Below are 23,602 nucleotides of genomic sequence, written 5' to 3'. Positions count from 1 at the left end.
TGCGGACCTATCATCAAACGGTCATCAAGCTGTGTTCAATGGGTGCGGGGACCGGGGGGCTTCGGGAGCTCGCTCATGCCTGCCGGTCCGTTTCGCGCCAGATCCGCCCTCTTCCTCTTCGCCGCGGCGGCGGCGCTGCTGTCGACCTCCGCGCTTGCGCAGCCGCCGGGTGACCCCGGCAAGATCGACTGGCTTGCCCTCGCCCTTTCGATGATCGGCGGCCTCGCCCTCTTCCTCTACGGCGTCGAGCTCCTCGCCGGCAGCCTCAAGGCGGCGCACGGCAGTCGCTTCCAGCGGCTCCTGCAGCGTTTCTCGTCCAACCGGGGGGCGGCGCTGGCGAGCGGCACTGCCGCGACGGTGGCACTCGATTCCTCGTCCGTCGTGATCATCCTGATGATCACCATCGTCGATGCCGGGCTGGTGCCGTTCGCCGCAACCCTGCCGGCGATCCTCGGCGCCAACATCGGCACCACCGTCTCCAGCCAGATCTTCGCCTGGAACGTCGATCAGTTCGCGCCCGTGCTGCTCGCCGCGGGCCTGCTGTGGCGGGGCCTCGCGCGTTCGGACAAGGTCAAGCGCCATGCGTCGATTCTGCTCGGCCTCGGCATCGTCCTGTTCGGCCTGCACGTGATCGGCGAGGCGGCCGAGCCGTTGAAGAACCATCCGGACATCCTCGCTTTCCTGAAGCAGCTCGAAAATCCGCTGCTCGGCGTGCTTGCCGGGGCGGTGGTGACCGTCGCAATCCAATCCTCCTCGGCGATGATGGCGATCGTGATCACTCTGGCCGGCGGCGGTTTGATCAGCCTTCCCGCCGGGCTCGCGATGATGCTCGGGGCGGAGATCGGAACCTGCGCCGATACGCTGATCGCGACGATCGGGCGGTCTCGTGCGGCCGTCAAGGCGGGTGTCTTCCACCTGCTGTTCAACATCGTCACGGTGACGCTCGGCCTGCTTCTGATCGGCCTGCTCGCCCGCTTCGCCGCCGCCACCGCCGGCGGCGTCGGCCAGCAACTCGCCAACGCCCACGTCCTGTTCAACATCGCCGGCGCATTGCTCGTGCTTCCGTTCGTCGGCACGATCGCGCGTCTGCTCGATCGAGTCATCCCGGAGACGGCGGGCGGATCCGATCAGCAGGCGGAGCCGCAGCCGGCGACCGCCACGACCTGACCGCGCGCCGCCGTCGGTATGGCGGGCGCTGCTAGCGCCGGGGAACTCGAAAACTGCGGAGCAGGTCGGCGAGCTCGGCCGGTTGCACCGCATCGGCGGCCGCTTCGGGAGCGAACCAGCGGCGTTTGCGCTGCGCCTGCTCGGGCCATGTCTTGAGCTCTTCGGTGACCTCCAACGGGTAGAGCTTGATCAGGAAGGTGATCGGGCCGAGCGCGCGATGAGTCTTCGAGCGCTGGAAAGCGCCGCAGGAAACGTCCGAGATCCGGCCGCGCACCCCTGCCTCCTCGTAGGCCTCGATCTGCGCGGCTTCGGCGAGACTCTTGCCGCGCATCGGCCAACCCTTGGGCGGGATCCACTTGCCCGAACTTCGGCTGGTGACCAGCAGAAGCTCGGTCTCGCCTTTGGCGCCGCGGCGCCAGGGCAAAGCCGCGGCCTGCAGCGGCAGCGCCTCGCCCTCGGGGGAGCGCTCCAGCCGACCGAACAGCGACAGGCCCAGGCGCAGCACTCTGGCGGGAACGGTCATTGGACCGGCCACCGGCATTCCTGCAGCACGCGTCCGGTCACGGCGTTGCGCCTGAGGCCACGGCCTCGCGCCAATAGGGGCCGACGGCACGTACGTTGGCAAACGCCTTTTGCGCCTTGCGCAGATGCTTGCGCTCCGCATCGCGGCCGGGCGCGGGAATGCGCTCCGGCGCGATCCCCGGGATCTCGGAGAGCAGCCCGCGCGCGGTGGCGAAATCGTTGAGCGCGCCAAGCTCCTCCTGCATGTTGGCCATTGCGTGCAGGAATGCCTTGTGGCTGTCCGGATCGAACAGCCCGGCGAGAAACTCCAGGGCGTAGCGCAGCTTCTTGATCTCGATGCGGAGCCGATGGCGCGGCTCCTCGTCGAGCGTCTTAAGCTGCGGCCCGGCCTTCTTGATCTTGCGCCAGCGCCGTTCCAGCCGGTCGAGGGCGAACGAAAGGATCGGCGCGGTCGCGGCGTCGCCCGTCCGCCAGGCCCCCAATTCGATCCAACCGACCAGATCGAGCATCAGCGTCCGCGCGCGCCCGGAACCCAAGGCGGCGAGAACCTGCGCATAGGCAGCGTCGCGCGACGCCGTCAGCGCGGCTTCGTCCTCGGCCGGGAGCGCTTCGTCGGCGAAGCGCTGCAGCAGGACGTCGAGATTGCGGGCGTCGCCGAGCGTGCCGGTGAACCAGCGCAATTCCTCCCTGAGCCTGGCGAATTCCGGATCGGCGATTGCCGGCGCGAACAGCGACAATGCGGATCGCAGCCGCCGCATCGCCACGCGCGCCTGGTGCAGTGCCTCGGCGTCGCGGCGTTCGACGATCAGCCCCTCGTTCAACCGGAAATGCTTGAGGCAGGCGTGGACGATCGCGGCGAAGCTTTCGGCGACGGTCATGCCGGGACCGATCAGGATCGGCTCCGCCTTGCTGACCGTGCCGAGCGTTCCGGCGGCAAGCGCGAAGCCGCGTTCCGCCTTGGTGAGCACGCCGATGCTGATGTCGACGTCGCGGGCAATCGCGCGCGCCAGGTCTAGGATGGCGTCGGGCGCACCGCGCTTCAGCTCGATCTCGAGCTCCCTCAGTGGCTGCTCGGTGCCGCCCGCCACGATGATGCCCTCGTCGAGATTGACCTCGAGCGCGCTCCCCGCATGATCGAGCAGCCACACGCTTCGCTCGACGGTGGAGGTCACCACCGGCTCGAGCTTCCCGCGCCGCTTGGCGCCGATGCTGCTGCCGATCGGGGTTCGATCGATCGCGTCGAAATCGAGCCCGGGCCCGGCGACATCCTCTTCATATTCGGCGCGCGCGAACAGCCCGGCCGCATCGCCACGCGCCTGCTTGATGGTCTGGATCACCCGGCCGCCCGACCGGCGCAGGCGCAGCGTCATGCCGCGCCGGGCGAGCGCACGCTTGGCCGTGTCGTAATAGATAGTGGTCTGGCGGGCGGTGCTCGGCGCCGTGCCCGCCAGCACGCCGGCTGTGCGCAGGGCCCGGGCGCCGGCTTCGCTCAGTTCGAGCTTCAGCTCGATTTCCCGAGAAGCCGTCATCGGGATCGTCCGCCGTACATCGCTCCAGCCTGTGGTTGTGAAAACCCTCTCCGATGCAACAGCGAAGCGGTGGCGGAGTTCCGCGCCCCTACCGGCCAGACGACCGGCAGCCGCAAGGCCATGGCGCACTGATGTCGTTCTTACGCCACCTTCCTGCCCGCGCGCAGCAGCTTGTCACGCAGGTCGGCGACCGCGCGCTGCAGGTCGGCAAGCTCGTCGCCGAGCTCCGCCGCCTCCGCGACGGCAACGCCCGGATCGGTTTCGAGCAGCCGGCGGCCGGCGGCGGTGAGGGTCATCCGCACCTGCCGTTCGTCGGCCGGGTCGCGGCGGCGTTCGAGAAAGCCGAGGCTTTCGAGCTTCTTGAGGATCGGCGTCAGCGTGTTCGATTCGAGGAACAGTTTCTCGCCGAGCGCGCCGACCGTCTGCCCGTCCTCCTGCGCCAGCGCGACCAGCGCGATATACTGCGTGTAGGTGAGGCCGATCGGATCCAGCACGGGCTTGTAGGCGCGGCCGAAGGCGAGGTTCGCCGAATAAATGGCGAAGCAGAGGAAGTTGGACAGGCTGCGAATCTCTCCGCCCTGCACCGGCATGTTGTCCGAGGCGTCGGTCGGAGCGTCTGAACCGGGCTTCGGCGCGTCGTTCGTGGCGGCCATGAAACATCTCTCCTGATAGCACCACCGATATAGATCGTATCCGATAAGATCGGAAGGGGGTTGACGGGCCATGCCACCGCAGCTATTTACATCGCATCCGATTTAATCGGAGCCGATTGGACTCATTCGAAAGGACAGCACGCATGACCGACAAGATCCTCTTCACCGGTGGCGCCCACGTCGTTGGCGGCAGCAACGGTAGCGCGCGCAGCAGTGACGGCACGCTCGATCTCCCGCTGCCCGCACCGCATCCGGCCGCGGAACATCTGTTCGCCGCCGCATGGTCCGCCTGCTTCCTCGGCGCGCTCGGTGTCGCTGCCGCCCAGCGCAAGATCCGCCTGCCCGAGACTCCGGAAGTGGATGCCGAGCTCGATCTGCTGCAGGGTGCCGACGGCTTCTTCCTGCGCGCGCGCCTCGACGTCAGCGTCCCCGGCCTCGACCGCGAGACCGCCCAGGAACTGATCGAGGCCGCCGACCTGATCTGCCCTTACTCCAAGGCCGTCCGCGGCAATATCGAGGTCGAACTCGCACTCGCCTGACCGCAAACCCCGCGCCGTTCGCCCACGGGGCGAACGGCCGGCGGAGAGACGCTGGGGGCTCAGGCCGCCGTTTCAGCCAATGTCTTCCGGCTTACGGGATGTCATCAGGGCTGCACCCGCCGCAGCGCGCTCGGAGGCATGCGGTACACCGCCTGGAAGGTGGCGTTGAACGCGCGCAGGCTTCGGAAGCCGGCGCGGTGGGCGATCTCCGTCATCGGCAGCCCGGATCCGTCGATCAGCCGCTTGGCGCGCTGCACCCGGGCGGTGCGGGCGGCGGCGGTCGGCGTGGTCTGGAGATAGCGGCGGAACAGGCGCGAGAGATGCCGCGGCCCGATACCGAGCCGTTCGGCAAGCCGCTCGACGCCCGCCGCGTCGCCGTCGAGCGCCCCCTCCTCGATCAGCCGCAAGGCGCGGCGTACCGTCGCCTGCGCGCCGATCCACGCCGGCGAGTGCGGCGCCGCCTCGGGCCGGCAGCGCAGGCAGGGCCGGAACCCCGCCGCTTCCGCCGCGGCCGCGCTCGGCAAGTAACGCACGTTGCGGCTCAGCGGCTGGCGCACCGGGCAGACCGGGCGGCAATAGATGCGGGTCGAGGTCACCGCGATGAACAGGATCCCGTCATAGGCCGGATCCCGCGCATAGCGCGCACGCTCGCACATCTCGAAGCTGATATCCGGATGATCCAGGTGGCGGCTGCGTTGCACCCTCTCTTGTTACGCTCGGCGGACCGGTACGTCACGCGGAGCGGATGACGAGGTCCGTTTCGTGCCAGCCGCAGCCCGGCCGTCCGGCTTATCCTGCCCCGCATTCATCGGAGAAAGGGAGAGGCCATGCCGACCATCCACCACGAGATCGAGATCGCCGCAGCGCCCGAGGCGATCTGGGACGCCGCGTGTGATGTCGGCGCGCTCCACACGCGCCTGGTGCCCGGTTTCGTCGTCGACACCGAGATGCTTGCGGATGCCGTGACGCCGACGCGGCGGGTGACGTTCGCCGGCGGCGTCATCGCGGACGAGGTGATCGTCGCGATCGACCAGGAGCGCCGCCGACTGGTGTGGAGCGTGCTGGGTATCGAGCATCATAACGGCGCGCTGCAGGTCTTCGCAGCACCGGGTGGCGCCCGCGTGACCTGGACTGCGGACGCGCTGCCCCCTTCGTTCGCCGAGCGCATCGCGCCGATGATGGCGGCGGGGCTGCAACGGATGAAGGCGCACTTCGAGGGGGGCTGATTACGATCGCCCCCGGTTAGCTCATGCGTCATCGTTGCCTCATGGGATCGCCCACCATCCGTCATGAAGGGCGATACCACGCTTCGTCGGCAAGGCCGGCCGGTATCGCGCATCCGCGGCGTCCCGTTTGGCCGCGGCTCTGAGCCCGTCTTGTTCCGCAACTCGTGCCGCCAGCGGCTCGTCTCGGCGCATCAGCCTGCGAGGATCGTATACGATCTCGCCGCGTCGGCCTAACGAGCGTCCCGTCCGGGTCCTGCGTCCCTGTCGGGACCGCGGCGACTGCTTGTCACGGGAAGGTCGGCTTATGCGTTTGCGTTACACTGTTCTGCTCTCTTCGGCCTTCGCCGGGTTCGCCGGCACGGCCCATGCCCAGCCACCGGCCGAGGCGCCCACGGACCAAGCCGCTTCCGCTCCGGCAGCCGATACCGGCGCCGACACCACGGAGGAGGAGATCGTCGTCACCGGCTATGCCGGCTCGCTGCGCCAGTCGATCAACATCAAGCGCAACGCCAACGCCGTGGTCGACGCGATCTCGGCCGAGGACATCGGCAAGTTCCCGGACCGCAACGTCGCCGAATCGCTCTCGCACATCCCGGGCGTGTCGATCGATCGCCGGTTCGGCGAAGGCGAGAAGGTCGCCATCCTCGGCACCGATCCGGCACTCAACCGCATGCTGCTCGACGGCCACGGCCTCGCTTCGGCCGATTGGGGCGGCAACGACAACGATCCGAGCAGCCGCACCTTCAACTACTCGCTGCTCGCGCCCGAGCTCGTCGACCGGCTCGAAGTCTACAAGTCGCCCGAGGCGCGGATCGAGGAAGGGAGCCTCGGCGGCACCGTCATCGTCCGCACCCGCCGGCCGCTCGAGCTCGAGGCAAATTCGGTGTTCGCCTCTGCCGGTTATTCCTACAACGACCGCGCCGAGAAGGGCAGCTTCCGCGGCTCGGGCCTGTACAGCTGGCGCAACGCGTCCGAGACGATCGGCGTTCTGATCGCCGGCACCTACGACAAGCAGCAGATGGTGCGCTCGGGGGTCGAATTCTTCGGCTACGACAATGCCAACGGCACGGGCAGTCCGTTCCTCACCACCAACGCCGCCGGCGAGCGCGTGCTCAAGAATCCCGATGCGGTGATCACCGGCGGCACCCTCGCCGATCTCGACAAGGCCGCGTCGCCCTTCGGCATCAATTACGCCTATTTCCAGCAGCAGCGGGAGCGCGCAAGCGTTGCCGGCACCCTCCAGGCCAAGCCGACCAGCGAGCTCACCCTCACCCTGCAGGGCCTGCACATCGACGGCAATTACAACAATTACAGCCAGTCGATGTACACCATCCCCGGCGCTTGGACCGGCGACGTCCTCCAGTCGGCGACCATCTCGAACGGCGTGGTCACCGGCGCCAGCTTCGGCGCGGCCACCGGGCAGAGCGCCCAGCTCGACACCCTCGTGCGACACACCAAGCTCAAGACCGACAACATCAACCTCTACGCCGATTGGGAGGGCGAGGGCGGCGCCACCTTCTCCCTCGCCGCCGGTTGGAGCAAGGCGACCGGCGGGCGCAATCCCGAATATCTCTTCAACGTGCAGACGCGCCTGCCGTTCAGCTATGCGATCACGCCCACGTCGGCCGAGGTCAATTTCATCGGCGATCTCACCGATCCTGCCAATTATTTCACCAACCCCAACAACAATCCGGCCACGATCGAGGGCAGCCCGGTGCTGGTGGGCGGCGCACCGCTCGTCGCCGCGCAGATTGGCGGCCTCGATTACAGCGTCACCACCGATCGCGACCTGTTCGGCGGCTTCGACGCGGTCGTGCCGATCGGCGGCTTCTTCACCCAGTTCCGCACCGGCGTTCGCTACACCGACCACGTCAACCGGGTCGATGCGCGCGGCATCAACACCTACCTGCAGCAGTCGCTGCTCGGATCGCAGCTTGGGGTCGAGACTCTGGCCACCCCGGGCGGCGTGTTTAGCGGCACCGGCGCCAGCGGCACCGCCACGCAATATCTCAACCTGCCCGAGCAATCCGTGATCGACATTCTGGCCAATGCGATCAACTCGCCGCTCGCCGACAAGATCGGCGCCTCCACCCGGGTCAAGGAACGGGTGGCGGCGAGCTACGTCCAGTTCGATTTCGAGAGCGGCGGCCTGCGCGGCAATATCGGCGGGCGGCTCGTCTACACCAAAGACGAATCCTCCTATGCACTGACCCTGCCGACTCCGGCCGATCCAAATCCGCGGCCCGTGCCGACCACGACCAGCACCGATTATCTGAGATTCCTGCCGACCCTCAACATCGCCTACGAGATCGATCCCAAGCTGATCGTTCGCGGCGCCGTCGCCAGGGTGATCTCACGGCCGCGCTACCAGGATCTGGCGGCATCCATCACCCAGAACGACATCACCTTCGACGCCGGCGGCGGCAATCCCAATCTCAAGCCCTACGAGTCGACCAATTACGAGGTCACCGCCGAATATTATCCGCGGCCCGGCGCGCTGCTCTCCGTCGAACTGTATCGCCGCGACATCTCCAACTACATCATCACCACCCGCCGCGAAGGCGTCACCCTGTTCAACTCGCTGACCGGGCGGCTCGAAGACCGTTACAGCGTCTCGCAGCCGATCAACGGCGGCACGGCCAAGGTCAACGGCATCCTGCTCAACGGCCAGGCGGAACTCTGGGGCGGCTTCGGCATCCAGGCCAATTACGCCTATCAGGACAGCAGCACCTCGACCGATCTCGACACCACCGAGATCCTCAACCTGCCCTATCTGTCGAAGCACAGCGTCAACATCATCCCCTATTTCGAACGGGGACCGTTCCAGGCGCGGCTGAGCTACAATTATCGCTCCTCCTACTTCCGCACGATCGGCCGCCTCGGCTCGCAGGAGATGGTCGCGCCCTATCATCAGCTCGATCTGTCGGCGGCGTTCAAGGTCAACGAAAATGTCACCCTGACCGTCAACGCCCAGAATCTGCTCGACGAGACCTATCTCCAATATAGCGGCACCCGGGACCGCCCCTCGGCCTTCTACAAAAACGGCCGCACCTTCCTCGCCAGCCTCTCCTTCCGCATGTAAGCTCATGACGGGCACGCGCGGGCCAGCAAACCAGGTCCCGTGTGCCCCGTTCGGGCTGAACTTGTCCAAGCCCTCCTTTTCCTTCTCTCGTCATGACACAAATAGAGGCTTCGATTGGCTCGGCCCGAACGGTTCGGAGCGCGATTGTAATCTACGGCGCGCGGGAACCACCCACCTCCCGCCTCACTCGCCCCTCCCCGCCATCCCCCACCCCAGCGCGCGGCTCGTGCCGCCGATCCCGGGGTTGAGGCGATTGCCCGGATCGAGCGCGCGATAATGGGCGGCCAGCGCCGGCTTGGCCGGATAATGATGGCCGACATTGTGCTCGGCCGGATATTCCGCGCCGCGCGCATCGAGCAAAGCGAGCATGCGCCGCTCGAGCGCGGCCGCGTCGGCGCCGGTCTCCACGAGATAATCGAGATGGAAGACGTGGCAGAAGAAGTGCCCGTAGCGCAGGGTCCTCACAATGGGCGCCGCGACATCGGCCGGCAGCGGCGCGTGCCAATCCTCGTCGTTGCGGCGGAGCGCGACGTCGAGCGCGATCAGCGCGCCGACCTCGCGCTGGTGGATCGCACGGTAACGAATCGCGGCGCCCGCAACCGCGAAGCGGTGCAAAAAGGCGGCCGACGCTTCCTCGGCCGTGCATTCGAAAACATCGCCTGACGCACTTGGAAAGATCGCGCCGAGCAAAGTCCGCGTCTCCTCGATCCCCTCCCCGGCCACCTTGAGGATGAGGTGGTGCGCGTAGCGGTCGCGCCAGGCGGTCAGCCGCGGCGGCAGGTGCGCCGGCGCCAGCCGGCTCGCCGCCTGCGCGAGATGGTCCGACAGGTTGGCCGGCAGTATCCGCGTCCAGCGCGCGAAGCGGTCGATCCGCGCCTTCCATGCGAACAGTGTGCCGAGCCGCTGCGTGCCGAGCCGGCGCACCGCCAGGAACACGTCCTTGCCGTAGCGCGCGGCGACGTCGAACGCCTCGCGGTCGATATATTCTGCGGAGACCGGCAGCGTGCGCCCTTCCGCCAGCATGCGCCGCCGCAAGGTGGTGAGGTCGCCGGGATCGTTGCTGCCGACGTAGAATGTGGCGGTGCGCGCGTCGCGCGGGAAGGTGTCGAGCCGGACGGCGAACACGATCACCCGGCCGGCGCTGCCCGAGGCTTCGAACAGCCGACCCGGATCGGCGTTGAACCGCGCCGCGCTCGGCGCGTCGACGGCGCGCACCTGGGCTTCGTAATCGGCCGCCGAGGCGGCGCGGTCGTCGGATTCGATGTCGGCGTCGGAGACCTCGCCGCGGTCGAGCCGGCCTAGGATCGCCTCGGGCGCGGCGCCGAGGTGGAGGCCGAGCCGGTTGCACAACTGGACTTCGCCGTCGGCGTCGACCTGCGCGTAGAGCGCATATTCGGTGTAAGCCGGCCCGCGCCGGATCAGCGCGCCGCCTGAAGTGTTGCAGATCCCGCCGACCACCGACGCGCCGATGCACGACGATCCGATCACCGAATGCGGCTCGCGCTCGAGCGGCGCCAGCATGCGCTCGAGCCCATCGAGCGTCGTCCCCGCCAGCGCCACCACCTGGCGGCCGTCGCGCAGCAGCCAGGCGGCAACGATCCGCCTGGTGCTGAGGATCACCACCGGGCGGTCATAGGCGCCGTCCGGCGTCGAACCGCCGGTCAGCCCGGTATTTGCCGCCTGGGCGATGACGATGTGATCGGCAGCGACGCAGGCGCACAGAGCGCGCCACAGCTCGACGAGCGAGCGTGGGCGCACCACCGCCGCCACCGGCCCGCCGCCGACCCGGTAGCCGGTGGCGTAAGGCCGGGTGGCGCTGACGCCGGTGAGCACGTGGCGACGGCCGACGATGGCGCGGAGCCGGCTGACGAGATCCGAGGACGGGATCTCGGTGGAGGCGCTTCGTGCTGGAAGGGCGTTGTCCATGATCAGGCGCGAAGGTGCACCTTCGTCACCGTGCGGCGCAAGCCGCTAGATCCTCCCCGAGCTCGCTCGGGGAGGATTTCAGTCCCACCCCGAAAAAGCGGTTGGCGAACGCCCCGCCACGCGCCCCGGCTTTCCAGCCGGCAACGCGCGCGGCGCCCCCGCCAACCAGGCGGAGAGACCGTGATCAGAAGCGCAGACGCACACCCGCGCGATAGATGCGGCCGAGCGTGTCGTAGAGCGCCGGGTTGACGTCGAGGCCGGTATTGGTCTGCGGCGACGGCTCGGGATCCTTGTCGAACAGATTGTCGACCTTGAAGAAAGCTTCGAAATTCTCGCTGACCTTCGCCGATCCGCCGATGTCGATGTAGAGCGCGCCCTTCATCTTGTTGAAGTCGATCGTCGGATGGTTGCCGGTCGAGACCGGGCAGGCGGTGGTGCAGACGACATATTGGTTGCCGAACACGCCGTCGCTGAACCAGCGCTCCTGCAGGGTGAAGCTGAACCGGTCCGTGCTGTAGGTTTGGATGCCGAGCACTTTCCAGTCGGGCGTGTTGCCGGTGTTGGCGCCGGCCTGGTCGACCACATCGACTCCGGCGATGCCGGCATTGACCTTGAATTCGCGGATATGGGTGGCGAGCGCACGGATGGTGAAGCTGCCGGGCAGGCCGAGCGGCCGCTGCCATTGGTAGCTCGCCTCGATGTCGAACCCGCTGGTCTTCCACGAGGCGAGGTTGAACGGCTGGACATTGATGAAATTGCCGCCCTGGACCGGGCTGTCGAGCACGAAGCCGCCGCAGAAGGTATCGTTGCCCTCGAAGCAGAAGCGCACGATCTGGTCCGCGGTCAGGGTCGAGATCACGCCGTTGAGCTTGATCGTGTAGTAATCGAGCGACAGGCTGAGCCCCGGCGCCCAGCTCGGCCGCGACAACACGATGCCGACTTCGGTGTTGCGCGCGATCTCCGGGTCGAGATCGGGATTGCCGATCGTGTTCTGAAACGCCTGCACCGCGACGTTGCGGAACGGATCGTTGAAGTTCGGCAGGGTGGTCACGGTCGGCGCCGCGAACAGCTCCGACAGATTGGGCGCGCGCACGTCGCGGGAGGTCACCGCGCGCAGCCGCACGCCTTCGACCGGCGTATCCCAGGTGCCCCCGACCTTCCACGCCCACACCGTGCCCGAGGTGCTGTAATGGGTCATGCGCGCGGCGCCGTTGAGGTTCGCGCGGCCAAGCTGCTCGCTGTCGATCAGCGGCAGGTTGAGCTCCAGGAAGCCTTCCCAGACATCATATTTGCCGCTGCCGTTCTTGTAGTTGCCCGCCGCCCAATTGCTGCCGAGCGGCGCGTTGAGCAGCGGATCGGCCGGATAATCGGCATCATAGGGGCTGATGTCGCTGACTCCGGCGCCATAGGGATCGGCATTCACCCGGTAATATTCGCGGCGATATTCGCCGCCGAACGCCACCGACAGCGGCCCCGCCCACAGATTGACCGGCTCGCCCGAGAAATTGAGGCTGACCACGTCCTGGGTGAGCTTGGTGTGCTGGAACGGTCCGTTCTCTGGCGTGACATAGGCGAGCGCAGCCTCCGAAGGCGTAAAGCCGCCGAACACGTTGATCGGCTGGCAGCCCGCCGCCCGCGCCACCGGATCGGCGCAGACGATCGCGCCGTTGAGGCTGATCGCATTGGTCGCCGCGACGTAGCGATTCTGCAGCACGATGTCGTCGACGTCGATGTCCGATTTGGTGATGCCGTGCTGGTAATAGCCGTCATAGGCCCAGTTGGTGCCGGCCAGGCCGAACTCGCCTTTCACCCCGGCGACGAAGCGATATTGTCGCCGGTCGGTCGAGACCAGGGGATCGGGAAAGGCGCCGTTGCTGGTGCCGAAGTTGAACGAGGTAATGCCTGCGGTGGCGCAGCGGTCGCGGATCACCTGAGGCAGATACGGGTTCGCGCACTGGACGGTAAGGTTCGGGCGGTTGTAGCCCGGGCTCGGATTGTTGCTGGTCTTCACCTGAGCGATGTTGACGGTGACGTAGATCTCGTTGTTCTCGGCGAAATCGTAGCTCAGCCGGCCAAAGCCGACCGCGCGCTCCAGCGCCGATTTGAGCGACGCGCCGGAACCCGGTGCGCCCGAAAGATCGCCGCCGATGCAGAAGCTGTTGCCGGGATAGCAGTTCGACACCCGGCCGTTGCCGAGGGGCACGCCGTTCGATCCGTAGTTGAACGCGAACGGCGTGCCGCCGCGATCGAAGGCGATGCCCTGCAGTGGGCCGTTGTTGATCAGCCCGTATAGCGCATATTGGTACGGCTGGGCGAAGTCGCGATAATTGAACTGCGGCAGGCCGTTGTTGGTGACGCCGGTGTTGAGCAGGGTGGTCGCGCGGTACCAGTCGCGCTGGCCGGCGAGATCGAGGCCGAAATCGCCCGGGCCGACGCCGGCTTCGTGATCATATTCGCCACTGACGATGAAGTGCAGGCGATCGTCGAGGAAGGCCTTGCCGAACGCCGCCTGGATCAGGCCCTGGCCGTCGTCGCCATAATGGGTGACGCCGCCCTGGATGTTTGCCTTGAAGCCGGTGAAGCGGGTGTCGGTGATGAAGTTGACGACACCGCCGACCGCGTCCGAGCCGTAGGAGGCCGACGCGCCGCCATTGACCACGTCGACCCGCTTCACCAGCAGCTGGGGGAACATCGAGATGTCGGGAACGCCGGTGACGTTGGCGCCGACCACGCGCTGGCCATCGAGCAGGGTCAGGGTGCGGATCGTACCGAGCCCGCGCAGCGAGAAGGAGCTGAGGCCCTGCTGGCCGCTCGACGTGCTGAACGTGCCGGTCGCGGCGCCGGTCGAGCCCTGCAACGACGGCAATTGCGCGATCGTGTTGAACAGGTTTGGCTGGGCGTTGGCGGCGATCTGCTCCTCGCCGATCATCGTCGTCGGAGTCGGCGCGGTGAAGCCGCTGGTACGGATGCGGGTGCCGGTGATGATCACCTCGCGCTCACCGTCGAGATCGGTGCCGGTCCGCGTCGCCGGGGCCGCGTCGGTGGTCGGCACTTCGGGCGGGGCGGCATCGGATCCCGGGGCGGTCGGCTCGGTCGCCGGGCCGGCCTGAGGCCCGGCCGGCGCGGTCTGGGCGAAAGCGGGGGTGGCGCTCAGCGACGCCGCCAGCGCCACCGCAAGCGCCGCGAAACTGGTACCGGTTCCACGGCATTCTCGATCAAGCATTTTCGTCCGCATCATCCGCCCCCATGAAGTTGTGATCTGCGCGTGAGCTTCGGATGAGTCATCGCGCCGTCGAGAGATCGTTGTAACGGATCGCAATGCTGCGATCATATACGACCATGGTCGCAGGCGGGATCTCGAGGCGTCTCTCGGAGGCGAGCCGCGGCTCGAAAGCGGCGGCACCGGCGAGTTGCGACAAAGGTCGTAATTGTCATAAACGGCGGCGCATCCTTAGGGTGGCGGGTGGATGCGTGGCCTGACCTCACGCGAACGACGGGGGCCAATTTTGCACGCACACGGAGAGAGAAGCGGACTGCCGCCCGGCGGGCGGGGGGACAGAAGCGGGCTGCCGCGCTGCGGGATCGTCGTGATGGGCGTCAGCGGCTGCGGCAAGTCGACCCTGGTCGCGGATCTCGCCGCCTTTCTCGCCTGCCCCGCCCTCGACGGCGATTCCTTCCACGCCCCCGCCAGCATCGCCAAGATGCGCGCCGGCCAGCCCTTGAACGACGAGGATCGCTGGCCCTGGCTCGATCGGCTCGGCGGCGCGATCGGCGCCGCCGTCCGCGCCGAAGGCTTCGCCCTCGCCGCCTGCTCCGCCCTCAAGCGCGCCTACCGCGCTCGCCTCCAGGCCGCCGCCGGAATGCCGCTGCTGTTCGTGCTGCTCGACGGCGACCGCGACGAGATCGCCCTCCGCCTGGCCGAGCGCACCAGCCACTATATGCCGCCGAGCCTGCTCGACAGCCAGTTCGCCACCCTCGAACGCCCCGGCCCCGACGAACGCGCTCTTGTGCTGCATTGCTACGCCCCGCTCGAGGATCTGCGGAACCAGGTTCTGGCCTGGGCGCGCACGGCAGTGCCTGCGGTTGCGGGCTAGCCCCTTCTTAGATCCTCCCCGATGAGCAGGTGCGCCACGCGCCGCGCGGCGCAGCCATCTCCGGGGGAGATGGCGACCTGCTCATGGGAGGTGGGGGGGGGTCCGAGGCCCATACCGCGTAGGGATGTGAGTCAGCAGGGGTCTCTATACCCCTTCCACCGCGCTGCGCGCGGTCCCCTCCCCGAGCTTGCTCGGGGAGATTGCTTCAAACCACGTAGCTGAGCGCCACCACCATCGCGAGCCCTGCCACCGAGATCACCGTCTCGAGCAGCGACCATGTCCGGAACGTGTCCGCGGTGCTGGTGCCGACATAGCTTTTGACCAGCCAGAAGCCGGGATCGTTGACGTGGCTGAAGAACACCGATCCTGCGCCGATCGCCAGCACCACCAGCTCCGGCGAGGCGCCCGAGGCGGCGACCACCCCGGGCATCACGCCGACCGCGGTGATCGTCGCAACCGTCGCCGATCCGGCGGCGAGCCGGATCCCGACCGCAACCAGCCAGCCGAGCAGCAGGGGCGAGATCGCGTACATCATCACCACCCGCGCCAGCAGGTCCGACAGGCCGGCGCTGACCAGCACCTGCTTGAGCGCGCCGCCGGCGCCGATTGCCAGCAGGATCGCGCCGGCCGCTTCCATCGTCTCGTGCCAAATCGCGTCCTGGATCACCGCCTCGCGCAGCCGCCGCCCGAACAGCAGCGGCAAGGCGAGCAGATTGGTGACGAGCAGCGCCAGCACCGGGTTGCTCGCCGCAGCGAGCCAGGCGGCGTCGGCGAGCGCCGGCACCAACTTGCCGAGCTCGCCCGCCGCGATCAGTACGATCGGCAGCAGCACGATGAACAAAGCGGCGCCGCGCGACGGCGTCACCAGGTCGACCACCGGATCGCTCAGCACCGGCTCCGTAAGCTTGACCCCGGGCGTGACGAACCGCGCGAGCACCGGCCCGGCGAGGATCGCGATCGGGATCGCGATCGCGATCCCGTAGAGCATGGTGAGGCCGAGGCTGGCGTTCAGCGCCTCGACCGCGAGCAGGGGTCCGGGATGCGGCGGCACCAGCGCGTGCACCACGCCGAGCCCCGCCAGCGCCGGCATGATCATCCGCAATTTCGCCGCGTCGCGGTCACCGTCGTCGGGCAGCGCCCGCGCCGCCGCGACAACGATCGGAAGCAGCAGCACCAGACCGGTCTCGAAGAACAGGGGCAGGCCGATGACGATCGCGATGCCGAGCGTCGCCCACGGCGCCGCCCGCGGCCCGGTCACCCCCAAAGCCGCCGTCGCCAGCGCCTGTGCGCCGCCCGACAGATGCAGCATCGCCCCCAGGGACAGGCCGAGCGCGACCACCAGCCCCGTGCCGCCGACGATGTCGCCGACCCCCTTCTGCACTGCCTTGGCGGTGTCGCCGATCGGCAGCCCGGCGAGCACCCCCACCGCGAACGCGCCGCAGAGCAGCCCGATGAACGGGTGGAGCCGCCCCTTGACGATCAGCACGATCGCCAGCGCGATCCCGGCGATCGCGGCGAGGACGAGGCGGATGTCGGCCGGGTTCATTGCCGGAAGCCGTGCACGCGACCGTGCATGTGGCGTTGCGAGACTGCGGGCATGTCGGCCTCCCCAAGCTGCGGCTTTATGCCGTCAAAGGCCAAACCTGTAGGACAGCTTTTTCGCGCCCGGCAACAGAAAACGCGGCTTCTTCGACCAAAGCCGCATATCGAGCGCAAACCTGTCCGACTGATTTGGGCTCACGCCAACACGAATGCGGCCTGTTCGCCATGCTCGACCAGCCCTAACAGCCGGCTGGTCCTTTTCGCCTGGATCAGGAACTCGGCAAAGGCCTTGTGCTCATGCTCCCGCCATTCTGGATAGCCGCAATATTCGTCGAACACGATCACGGTTCCCGGCACGAGTCGGTCCGCACAGAGATCGAGGACGGTGCGCGTGGAACGGTAGAGATCGCAGTCCACGTGCAGGAACGCGATGGGGGCGCGGTGAGTATCGAGAAAGGCCGGAAGCATGTTCTCGAACAGCCCGGCGTGAATCTCCACGTTCGGCGGCATCGCCCGCGACGGCCCGCCGGCGAACGCACCCTTGGGGAAGCCTGGCCGCCAGTCCTCGGGCAGCCCTTCGAACGAGTCGAAGCCGTGCGCCGTTCCGCCGCAATGCTCCGCGATGAAGCGCAAGCTTCCTCCCTCGAACACTCCGAATTCCAGCACCAGCCCGGGCCGGAACCGCGACCGCAGCGCGAGATCGAGAAGGGCGAAGCGGTCGGCACAGGCGACGGCCCGCATGATCTGTCCGGCGTCGAAGAGCGCCTGCCGCGAAGCGCCGGAATTTGCCGTCACCGGAGCCGCCACACCGGCACCTGCAAGTACCCCTTCAATAGCCCAGATAATCGAGAACGGATCGGCGCAGCCGGAGCATTCCGCGGCGGGCCAATTCGAACAGCGCGACCCCGAGCGGTACGAAGGCGATCTTCAGCCAGCTTTTCATCGTCTCCGGATCGGAGAGGCCGATCGGGCCGAGGATCCTTCCGACCGTCCGGTGCGAATCCTCGAGCCCGCCGGCGATCAGGCCGATCGCGGAGCCGCTGACCACGGACAGGCCCGTCTTCCAATATTTGCGAACCGTATCGGTCCATGCCGCCGGCGTCGGAAGGTGGTCGACATTTCCCCGCGCGCAACGCAGCATCGCCTCGACCAGGCGATCCTGTCCGGTGTTGGCGAGCATCATCGTCGTCGCGAAGATCGCCCCCCGGCCGAGCCGCGCCGCCTCCAGGGTGGAACGCTTGCCTGCCGAGGCATCGGTCGTGACGAGCGTCGTCCACGGCAGTTGCCGCCTCCCGAACGATGTTCGGCGAAACCAGCCGCGGTAGAGCATCGACCCCCAGTCGAGATCCTGGAGTTCGGTGGTCAGCAGCTGCGTCGCGGATTCGGGAAACATCTCCGCCGGCTGGGTACCGCCGCGAGGGCGGATCTGCGCATCGACATTTTCGAAACCGTCCGAGGTGGGGAATGAAGCGGCCCTGACGCAGACGGAGCCGAGCCGCTCCCGGAATCCCAGCGGCCGCGATGGATCCGGGAGCCCCGACGTCGGCAATTCGCTGGGCCCGACCGCGGCATCATAGGCGTCCTGGCACGGTACCCCGAATGTCGCCTGGGATTCGACGATCAGCACATTGCCACGGCGCACCCATAGCAGAAGTTCCGGGCGGCGATGTCGAAGCCATGCGAGCAGTAGATGGGCACCGAATTCCGGATCGCCATTGGCCGCGTCCCAGTTGACGATCAGCACCTCCTGTCCGGATATCGCCTGAAGCCCTGCGGGATCGCAGTCGTCATGTGGCGCGACGATCAGATCCGCGATCGGGTAGTTGATTGATTCGACTGGAATTCGCCTGTTGATCTTGGCTAGCAATGCCGGCCAGGCACTGGCTCTTGTCGATCTTCTCCAATCGACAAGAATGCCGACACGCAATGCCGCAGAAGCAGGTGGAGAATGCTGCGACATGGTATCGCGTCCATTTCCGTTGGGCGTAATGCCGATTGTACAGGATCGATCCGGAACGTCCAGAGCAGCAAAGTTCTCGCGCCGAGTGCTTCGCGACTTGCACAGCGAACCGCGCGCGAGACGGCGCTCGAAGGTGACGAGATCGCGGACGGCCGGTTCCACGCGGCTCGAGAGCTCCCAGGCCGCGCTGTGGCCGAGCCTGCCCGCATCGTGCATCCTGACTGCAACGCTCTGAGATCGCGCGATCCCCGCCCGAGGTGGACGCGTGGAACGCTTTCCCCTCGGGCGATCACACTCTAAGCCAGCCCCCACATGTCGAAGGTTTCCCAATGCCCGATTGCCTGAAGATCCTGGTCCAGCATCTGCTGCCCAAGCAGCGTCTCACCACCTTTGCCGGCCGCGTCGCCGGCGGGCAGCATGGCGCGCTGACGACCCGGCTGATCCGCTGGTTCGTCGGCAGATACGGCGTCGACATGAGCGAGGCGGCCGATCCCGATCTCGCCGGCTACAAGAGCTTCAACGACTTCTTCACCCGCCCGCTCAAGCCCGGCCTGCGTCCGCTCGCCGACGCCGATTTCGTCTGCCCGGTCGATGGCGCGATCAGCCAGTTCGGCGCGATCGACGACCACCATATCCTTCAGGCCAAGGGCCACCGTTTCACCACCACCGAGCTGGTCGGCGGCGACGCGAGCCTCGCCGCCAACTTCCGCCACGGCAGCTTTGCCAATCTCTATCTCTCGCCCAAGGATTACCACCGCCTCCACATGCCCTGCGACGGCCGGCTCACCCGGATGATCTACGTGCCCGGCACCCTGTTCTCGGTGAACCCGGTCACCGCCCGCGGGGTCCCGAATCTGTTCGCCCGCAACGAGCGTGTCGTCTGCGTGTTCGACTCGCCGGAGCACGGCCCGTTCGTCATGGTGCTGGTCGGCGCCACCATCGTCGGCAGCATGGCGACGGTGTGGCACGGCGTGGTTAATCCCACCCGTACCGGCCGGGTGTCCGAATGGACCTATGACGACCAGCCCATCCAGCTCAAGAAGGGCGAGGAGATGGGCCGCTTCCTGCTCGGCTCGACGATCGTCATGCTGTTCCGGCCGAACTCCATCGTCTTCAACACGGACTGGGCGCCGGAACGGCCGGTACGGCTTGGGGAGATGATGGGCAATCGCCCGGGCGGAAGCGCCGCTCGATCCAGCTGATCCGACGGCCTCGTCGAACGCCCCCGATCGTCGCGGAGCCGCGACCTAGGCGCGCGGCGCCAGCACGCCGCTTTGAAAGGTGGTGGCGAGATGGTCGATGAACGCGCGCACCGCCGGCGGCAGGCCGCGGCGGGTGGTGAAGACCAGGTGGACGATCCCCTCCTGCGCGTGCCACTCCGGGAATAGCCGCACCAGCCTGCCGGCGTCGAGGTCGGGCCAGCAGACATGGTCCGGCAGCAAAGCGACGCCCAGATCGGCCGCGGCGGCGGCGCGAAGCGCGCCGAAATCCTCGCAGCGGAAGCGCGGCTCGTGCTGCAGGTCGAACACCGCGCCGTCCTCCGCGACGAGATTCCAGGTCACCGGCCCGCTGAGCTCGGTCGAGCTCAAGGTCGGAACGCTGGTGAGCGCCTCGATCCGATCACCGATGCCGCGGGCAAGCTTCGGGCCGGCGACCAGAATCCGGCGCGATCGGGTCAGCGTCCGCATCGTCAGCGAGGCGTCGCTCTCGATCCGGGTTCGCACCCGCAAGGCGACATCGATGCGCTCGCGGATCAGGTCGACGCCGCGATCGGTCGCGACGATCTGCAGAGCGACCTTGGGGTAGCGGGTGAGGAAGGCGGGCAGGCTCGCCGCCAGCGGCGCGACCAGACCATTGGGACAGCTGAAGCGCACCTGCCCCTGCGGCTCGGCAAGCGCCTCCGCTGTCACCGCGCGGGCGCGATCGAGTTCCAGCACGATCGTGCGGCAATGCTCGTAAAGGGCCTGTCCGATCTCGGTGACCCGGAAGCGGCGGGTGGAACGCTCGATCAGCCGTACGCCGAGCCGCGCCTCGAGCCCGGCGATGCGGCGGCTGAGCTTCGATTTCGGCACCCCCATCGCCCGTCCGGCCGGCGCAAAGCCGCAATGCTCCACGACGCCTGCGAACAGCACATAATCATCGAGTTCGGCCATCATGCATCGTCCTGAATATGGAACGCAGAGTCGCGATTTGGCCGTCTACCGCGATCATCGTCCCGGCAATAGATCCGCTGAGCAACGGGCACGAGCCCAGGCAGGAGACAGACAATGACGAAACGGCTCATCGACAAGGTTGCGGTCATCACCGGCGGCACCACCGGCATCGGCCTCGCCGTCGCGCAACGCTTCGCGGCCGAGGGCGCCTCGGTGTTCATCACCGGCCGCCGCCAGGCCGAGCTCGACACGGCGGTCGCCTCCATCGGCCATGGCGCCGTCGGCGTGCGTGCCGACATGTCTCTGCTCGCCGACATCGACCGCCTGTTCGATGCGGTTCAGCAGAAGCACGCGCAGATCGACGTGCTGATGGCGAATGCCGGCGGCGGCACCTTCGCGCCGCTCGGGGCGATCACCGAAGAGGATTATGAGAGGACCTTCGGCACCAACGTCAAGGGCACCATCTTCACGGTGCAGAAGGCCTTGCCGCTGCTGAAGGACGGCGCGTCCATTATCCTCACCGGCTCCTCGACCACGATCAAGGGCACGGCCGCCTTCAGCATCTACAGCGCGACCAAGGCGGCGGTGCGCAATCTGGCGCGCAGCTGGATGCTCGATCTCAAGGACCGCGGCATCCGCGTGAACGTGATCAGTCCCGGCCCGATCGAGACACCCGGCCTTCTCGGGCTCGCCGCCGACGCCGAGCAGGAGAGGGAACTCCGCGCCGGCCTCTCCGCTGCAGTGCCGCTCGGCCGTCTCGGCCGCCCCGAGGAGGTCGCCAACATGGCGTTGTTCCTCGCCTCGGACGAGTCCAGCTTCGTCAACGGCGCCGAGCTGTTCGTCGACGGCGGCGAGGTTCAGTTCTGATCCGTTCGTGGACGGGGAAACCCGTCCACGATCCTCGCTGCCGAGCTTCGGGCTCCCGCGATGCGAGGCAAGGTAGGTGCAGACCGCTTCCGAATTCGGAATGGCGGCTGACCAAGGCCATCGGATTGCCCGGCGATGCCGTACGCGCTCGGGCGCCGGCTCGGTCTCGGCGAACAGGGAGCTGGATTGCGGCGGCAGCGCGCCCGTTGCCCGCAGGTCAGTCGCGCAGGGACGTGCGCTCTGCGGCAAGCTCCTGGTCGATGTCGTCGGCGATCGCAGCCGCATCCGCATCGTCGCGTCGAGCCCGCAGGGCATCGCGTCTCGCGATCAGCGCGGCCCTTCGCTCCTCCTTGGGCAGGGCGGCGACCGCCGCGTAGATCCGCACCGCTTTCACCCAGCGCGACTCGTCCGAAACCACGTCCTCGGATACGCGTGCGAAGGGATAACCGGCGAAAACCAGCTTCCCGTCCTTGCGTTCGAAGAACAGCAGCAGCTTCATGTCCCGCGCGAACACGTAGCGCGTGCAGCCGCCGCGCAGCGCATCGGGGTTCGGTCGCCTCAGCTCATCGGGATCGCTGCGCGTCACCAACTCGCCGGATTTCGCCAGCCAGCCCCAAAGCTCCACCTGGCGCGGCAATTCGCGCCCCTTCAGCAACAGGGTCGGGCGGACGAGCACCATTCCGCCTTGCCCGCCTCCCTTGCGCTCGCCCGTCACGGTGCCGACCAGGATGGTATCGGCGCGTTCGGCAAGCTCGAGGCTGGTCGGCACATGATAATCTTGCACGACCGAGCAGGCGAATGCCGGTGCCGCCGTCGAGCTAAGGATTGCAAGAGCGAGGCAGAGCGTGCGCATCGCCACTTTGTGACCGATCCGCAGACGCGGTTCAACAGGCCTTCACGTCTCGAAAGAGCGGACGATCGCGATTCCGTCTGGCGATCGATCACCTGGGGTCTCGGCCCAGGTGCAGTCGACGTCTTCTATGGCGCCGATCGAGCCGGGTCGACCAATCGAGATGTCATTCCACGCCACATCGCTCGGCCGGTTGACGGCCGCCGCTGCGGATGTGCGCAATCCCGCGTTCCAGCCCGCGCAACTCCGCGAGGCCGCGCATCCGCCCGAGCAGCGAATAGCCGGGCAGGGTCTGCTTCGCCAGATCATCGAGCATCTGGTGGCCGTGGTCGGGGCGCATCGGGATCGAGCGGCCCTCTCGCTGCTGCAGGCCGTGGATCGCGGCGACGAGCGAGGCCATGCCCGCGTCGCCTTCGAGATGCGCGGCCTCGTGGAAGGCCTCTCCGGGCTCGCGCTGCACCGAGCGAAGATGGAAGAACCCGATCCGATCGCCCAGCCGATCGATCATGCCCGGCAAGTCATTGTCGGCACGGACACCGAACGAACCCGCACAAAAGCACAGGCCGTTCGATCGGTTGGGAACGCGGCGGAACAAGGTCGCGACATCCGCCTCGGTGCTGACCACGCGCGGCAGGCCGAAGAGAGGGAATGGCGGATCATCCGGGTGCACCACCAGGCGGATGCCGTGCTCGTCCGCCACCGGGCACACCGCCTCGAGAAAGGCGACATGGTTGGCTCGCAGCGTGTCGGCGTCGATACCGTCATATTGGGCAAGCGCCTGCCGGAAGCGCTCCGCAGTAAAGGTCTCCTCGCTGCCGGGCAGGCCGGCGATGATCGTACGCTCCAGCCGGTGACGATCGTCGTCCGTCATCGCGCGGAAGCGCTGCGCGGCACGATCGAGCAGCGCCGGCGCGTAATCGCGCTCGGCGCCGGGGCGGCGAAGCATGTACAGATCGTAGGCCGCCACCGCCTCCAGTTCGAAGCGCAACGCCAGGGCACCGTCGGGCATCGCCCAGGCCAGATCGGTCCGGGTCCAGTCGAGCACGGGCATGAAATTGTACGTCACGACCTCGATCCCGCACGCGGCCAGGTTGACGAGGCTCTCGCGATAACGCTCGATCAGCCTCTGCCAGTCTGGGCCGCGAGTCTTGATCCCCTCGTGCACGGGCAGGCTTTCGACGACTGACCAGGCAAGCCCCGTGTCCTCGATCTCCCGTTTGCGCGCTGCGATCGCGTCTTGCGGCCAGACTTCGCCGTTCGCGATCTCGTGGAGCGCCGTCACCACCTCGCTCGCGCCGGCCTGCCGGATGTCGCGCAGCGTCACCGGATCCGACGGCCCGAACCACCGCATCGTCTGGGTCATCATCAACATGCGTTCATCCGCCCCTCATCGGCTCCTCTCGATCGACGATCGTCTAGCAGGTCAAAAGTTGAAGGCCAGCCGTGGCGTGACCGACCTGGGTCATCGGCCCGATTGCGTCGCGCAAGGCGA

19 protein-coding genes are annotated in these 23,602 nt (G+C 67.5%); 7 read left to right on the top strand and 12 right to left on the bottom strand.

Features of this window, described 5'->3' with window-relative positions:
- Nucleotides 1-75 precede the first annotated feature (75 nt).
- Nucleotides 76-1,167: a Na/Pi cotransporter family protein gene (locus C7I55_RS17400; protein WP_106514266.1), complete on the top strand. Its 1,092-nt coding sequence runs from the start codon at nt 76-78 to the stop codon at nt 1,165-1,167.
- Nucleotides 1,168-1,198: 31 nt separating this feature from the next.
- On the opposite strand, the gene C7I55_RS17395 is transcribed toward C7I55_RS17400, so the two are convergent.
- The 3 genes from C7I55_RS17395 to C7I55_RS17385 all read right to left on the bottom strand — a co-directional run bounded on the left by C7I55_RS17395 (nt 1,199) and on the right by C7I55_RS17385 (nt 3,871).
- Nucleotides 1,199-1,702, bottom strand: coding sequence for an NUDIX hydrolase (locus tag C7I55_RS17395; protein WP_199192865.1), 504 nt, complete (start codon nt 1,700-1,702; stop codon nt 1,199-1,201).
- 25 nt (nt 1,703-1,727) lie between these two features.
- Nucleotides 1,728-3,218, bottom strand: coding sequence for a CYTH and CHAD domain-containing protein (locus C7I55_RS17390; RefSeq protein WP_106514264.1), 1,491 nt, complete (start codon nt 3,216-3,218; stop codon nt 1,728-1,730).
- Nucleotides 3,219-3,358: 140 nt separating this feature from the next.
- Nucleotides 3,359-3,871, bottom strand: a complete 513-nt coding sequence (locus tag C7I55_RS17385) for a MarR family winged helix-turn-helix transcriptional regulator (RefSeq protein WP_106514263.1) — start codon at nt 3,869-3,871, stop codon at nt 3,359-3,361.
- A 143-nt stretch (nt 3,872-4,014) separates the two neighbouring features.
- On the opposite strand from C7I55_RS17385, the gene C7I55_RS17380 reads away from it, so the two are divergent.
- Entirely contained in the window at nt 4,015-4,410 is a 396-nt protein-coding gene (locus C7I55_RS17380) for an Ohr family peroxiredoxin (protein WP_106514262.1), read from the top strand.
- Nucleotides 4,411-4,514: 104 nt separating this feature from the next.
- On the opposite strand, the gene C7I55_RS17375 is transcribed toward C7I55_RS17380, so the two are convergent.
- Nucleotides 4,515-5,111, bottom strand: coding sequence for an Ada metal-binding domain-containing protein (locus C7I55_RS17375; protein WP_233222265.1), 597 nt, complete (start codon nt 5,109-5,111; stop codon nt 4,515-4,517).
- A gap of 126 nt (nt 5,112-5,237) precedes the next feature.
- Here C7I55_RS17375 and C7I55_RS17370 point away from each other — a divergent pair, with 126 nt between their 5' ends.
- A complete protein-coding gene (locus tag C7I55_RS17370) occupies nt 5,238-5,636 on the top strand; it encodes an SRPBCC family protein (protein ID WP_106514261.1) in 399 nt (132 codons plus the stop codon).
- A gap of 304 nt (nt 5,637-5,940) precedes the next feature.
- Nucleotides 5,941-8,718, top strand: coding sequence for a TonB-dependent receptor (locus C7I55_RS17365; RefSeq protein WP_106514260.1), 2,778 nt, complete (start codon nt 5,941-5,943; stop codon nt 8,716-8,718).
- A 183-nt stretch (nt 8,719-8,901) separates the two neighbouring features.
- Here C7I55_RS17365 and dld read toward each other — a convergent pair whose 3' ends face one another.
- Both dld and C7I55_RS17355 read right to left on the bottom strand, forming a co-directional pair.
- Nucleotides 8,902-10,644 (bottom strand): D-lactate dehydrogenase, encoded by a 1,743-nt coding sequence (dld, locus tag C7I55_RS17360; protein ID WP_106514259.1) that lies wholly within the window; start codon nt 10,642-10,644, stop codon nt 8,902-8,904.
- 184 nt (nt 10,645-10,828) lie between these two features.
- A complete protein-coding gene (locus C7I55_RS17355; protein WP_106514258.1) occupies nt 10,829-13,867 on the bottom strand; it encodes a TonB-dependent receptor plug domain-containing protein in 3,039 nt (1,012 codons plus the stop codon).
- A gap of 367 nt (nt 13,868-14,234) precedes the next feature.
- Here C7I55_RS17355 and C7I55_RS17350 point away from each other — a divergent pair, with 367 nt between their 5' ends.
- Nucleotides 14,235-14,738, top strand: coding sequence for a gluconokinase (locus C7I55_RS17350; protein WP_106514257.1), 504 nt, complete (start codon nt 14,235-14,237; stop codon nt 14,736-14,738).
- A 205-nt stretch (nt 14,739-14,943) separates the two neighbouring features.
- On the opposite strand, the gene C7I55_RS17345 is transcribed toward C7I55_RS17350, so the two are convergent.
- The 3 genes from C7I55_RS17345 to C7I55_RS17335 form a co-directional block, all read right to left on the bottom strand.
- A complete protein-coding gene (locus C7I55_RS17345; RefSeq protein ID WP_106514256.1) occupies nt 14,944-16,284 on the bottom strand; it encodes a GntP family permease in 1,341 nt (446 codons plus the stop codon).
- A gap of 191 nt (nt 16,285-16,475) precedes the next feature.
- Entirely contained in the window at nt 16,476-17,075 is a 600-nt protein-coding gene (locus C7I55_RS17340; protein ID WP_146151057.1) for a class I SAM-dependent methyltransferase, read from the bottom strand.
- 34 nt (nt 17,076-17,109) lie between these two features.
- Nucleotides 17,110-18,024, bottom strand: coding sequence for a hypothetical protein (locus C7I55_RS17335; protein WP_158266468.1), 915 nt, complete (start codon nt 18,022-18,024; stop codon nt 17,110-17,112).
- A 545-nt stretch (nt 18,025-18,569) separates the two neighbouring features.
- Between C7I55_RS17335 and asd the strand changes: the two genes are divergently transcribed.
- Nucleotides 18,570-19,442 carry an archaetidylserine decarboxylase gene (gene asd, locus C7I55_RS17330; RefSeq protein WP_106514253.1) on the top strand — a complete coding sequence of 291 codons (873 nt, stop codon included), beginning with the start codon at nt 18,570-18,572 and terminating at the stop codon, nt 19,440-19,442.
- A 45-nt stretch (nt 19,443-19,487) separates the two neighbouring features.
- On the opposite strand, the gene C7I55_RS17325 is transcribed toward asd, so the two are convergent.
- Complete coding sequence (locus C7I55_RS17325; protein WP_199192864.1) at nt 19,488-20,393, bottom strand: LysR substrate-binding domain-containing protein; 906 nt, start codon at nt 20,391-20,393, stop codon at nt 19,488-19,490.
- Between the two features lie 114 nt (nt 20,394-20,507).
- Here C7I55_RS17325 and C7I55_RS17320 point away from each other — a divergent pair, with 114 nt between their 5' ends.
- A complete protein-coding gene (locus C7I55_RS17320) occupies nt 20,508-21,260 on the top strand; it encodes an SDR family NAD(P)-dependent oxidoreductase (protein WP_106514251.1) in 753 nt (250 codons plus the stop codon).
- A gap of 217 nt (nt 21,261-21,477) precedes the next feature.
- Here C7I55_RS17320 and C7I55_RS17315 read toward each other — a convergent pair whose 3' ends face one another.
- Both C7I55_RS17315 and uxuA read right to left on the bottom strand, forming a co-directional pair.
- A complete protein-coding gene (locus C7I55_RS17315) occupies nt 21,478-22,113 on the bottom strand; it encodes a hypothetical protein (protein WP_106514250.1) in 636 nt (211 codons plus the stop codon).
- Nucleotides 22,114-22,276: 163 nt separating this feature from the next.
- Nucleotides 22,277-23,482 (bottom strand): mannonate dehydratase, encoded by a 1,206-nt coding sequence (gene uxuA / locus C7I55_RS17310; RefSeq protein WP_106514249.1) that lies wholly within the window; start codon nt 23,480-23,482, stop codon nt 22,277-22,279.
- Nucleotides 23,483-23,602 lie beyond the last annotated feature (120 nt).

Source organism: Allosphingosinicella deserti, assembly GCF_003012735.1.
GTDB classification, from domain to species: Bacteria; Pseudomonadota; Alphaproteobacteria; order Sphingomonadales; family Sphingomonadaceae; genus Allosphingosinicella; species Allosphingosinicella deserti.
Note: the sequence above shows the minus strand (reverse complement) of the source record. Positions and strands in the feature narration are given on the sequence as shown.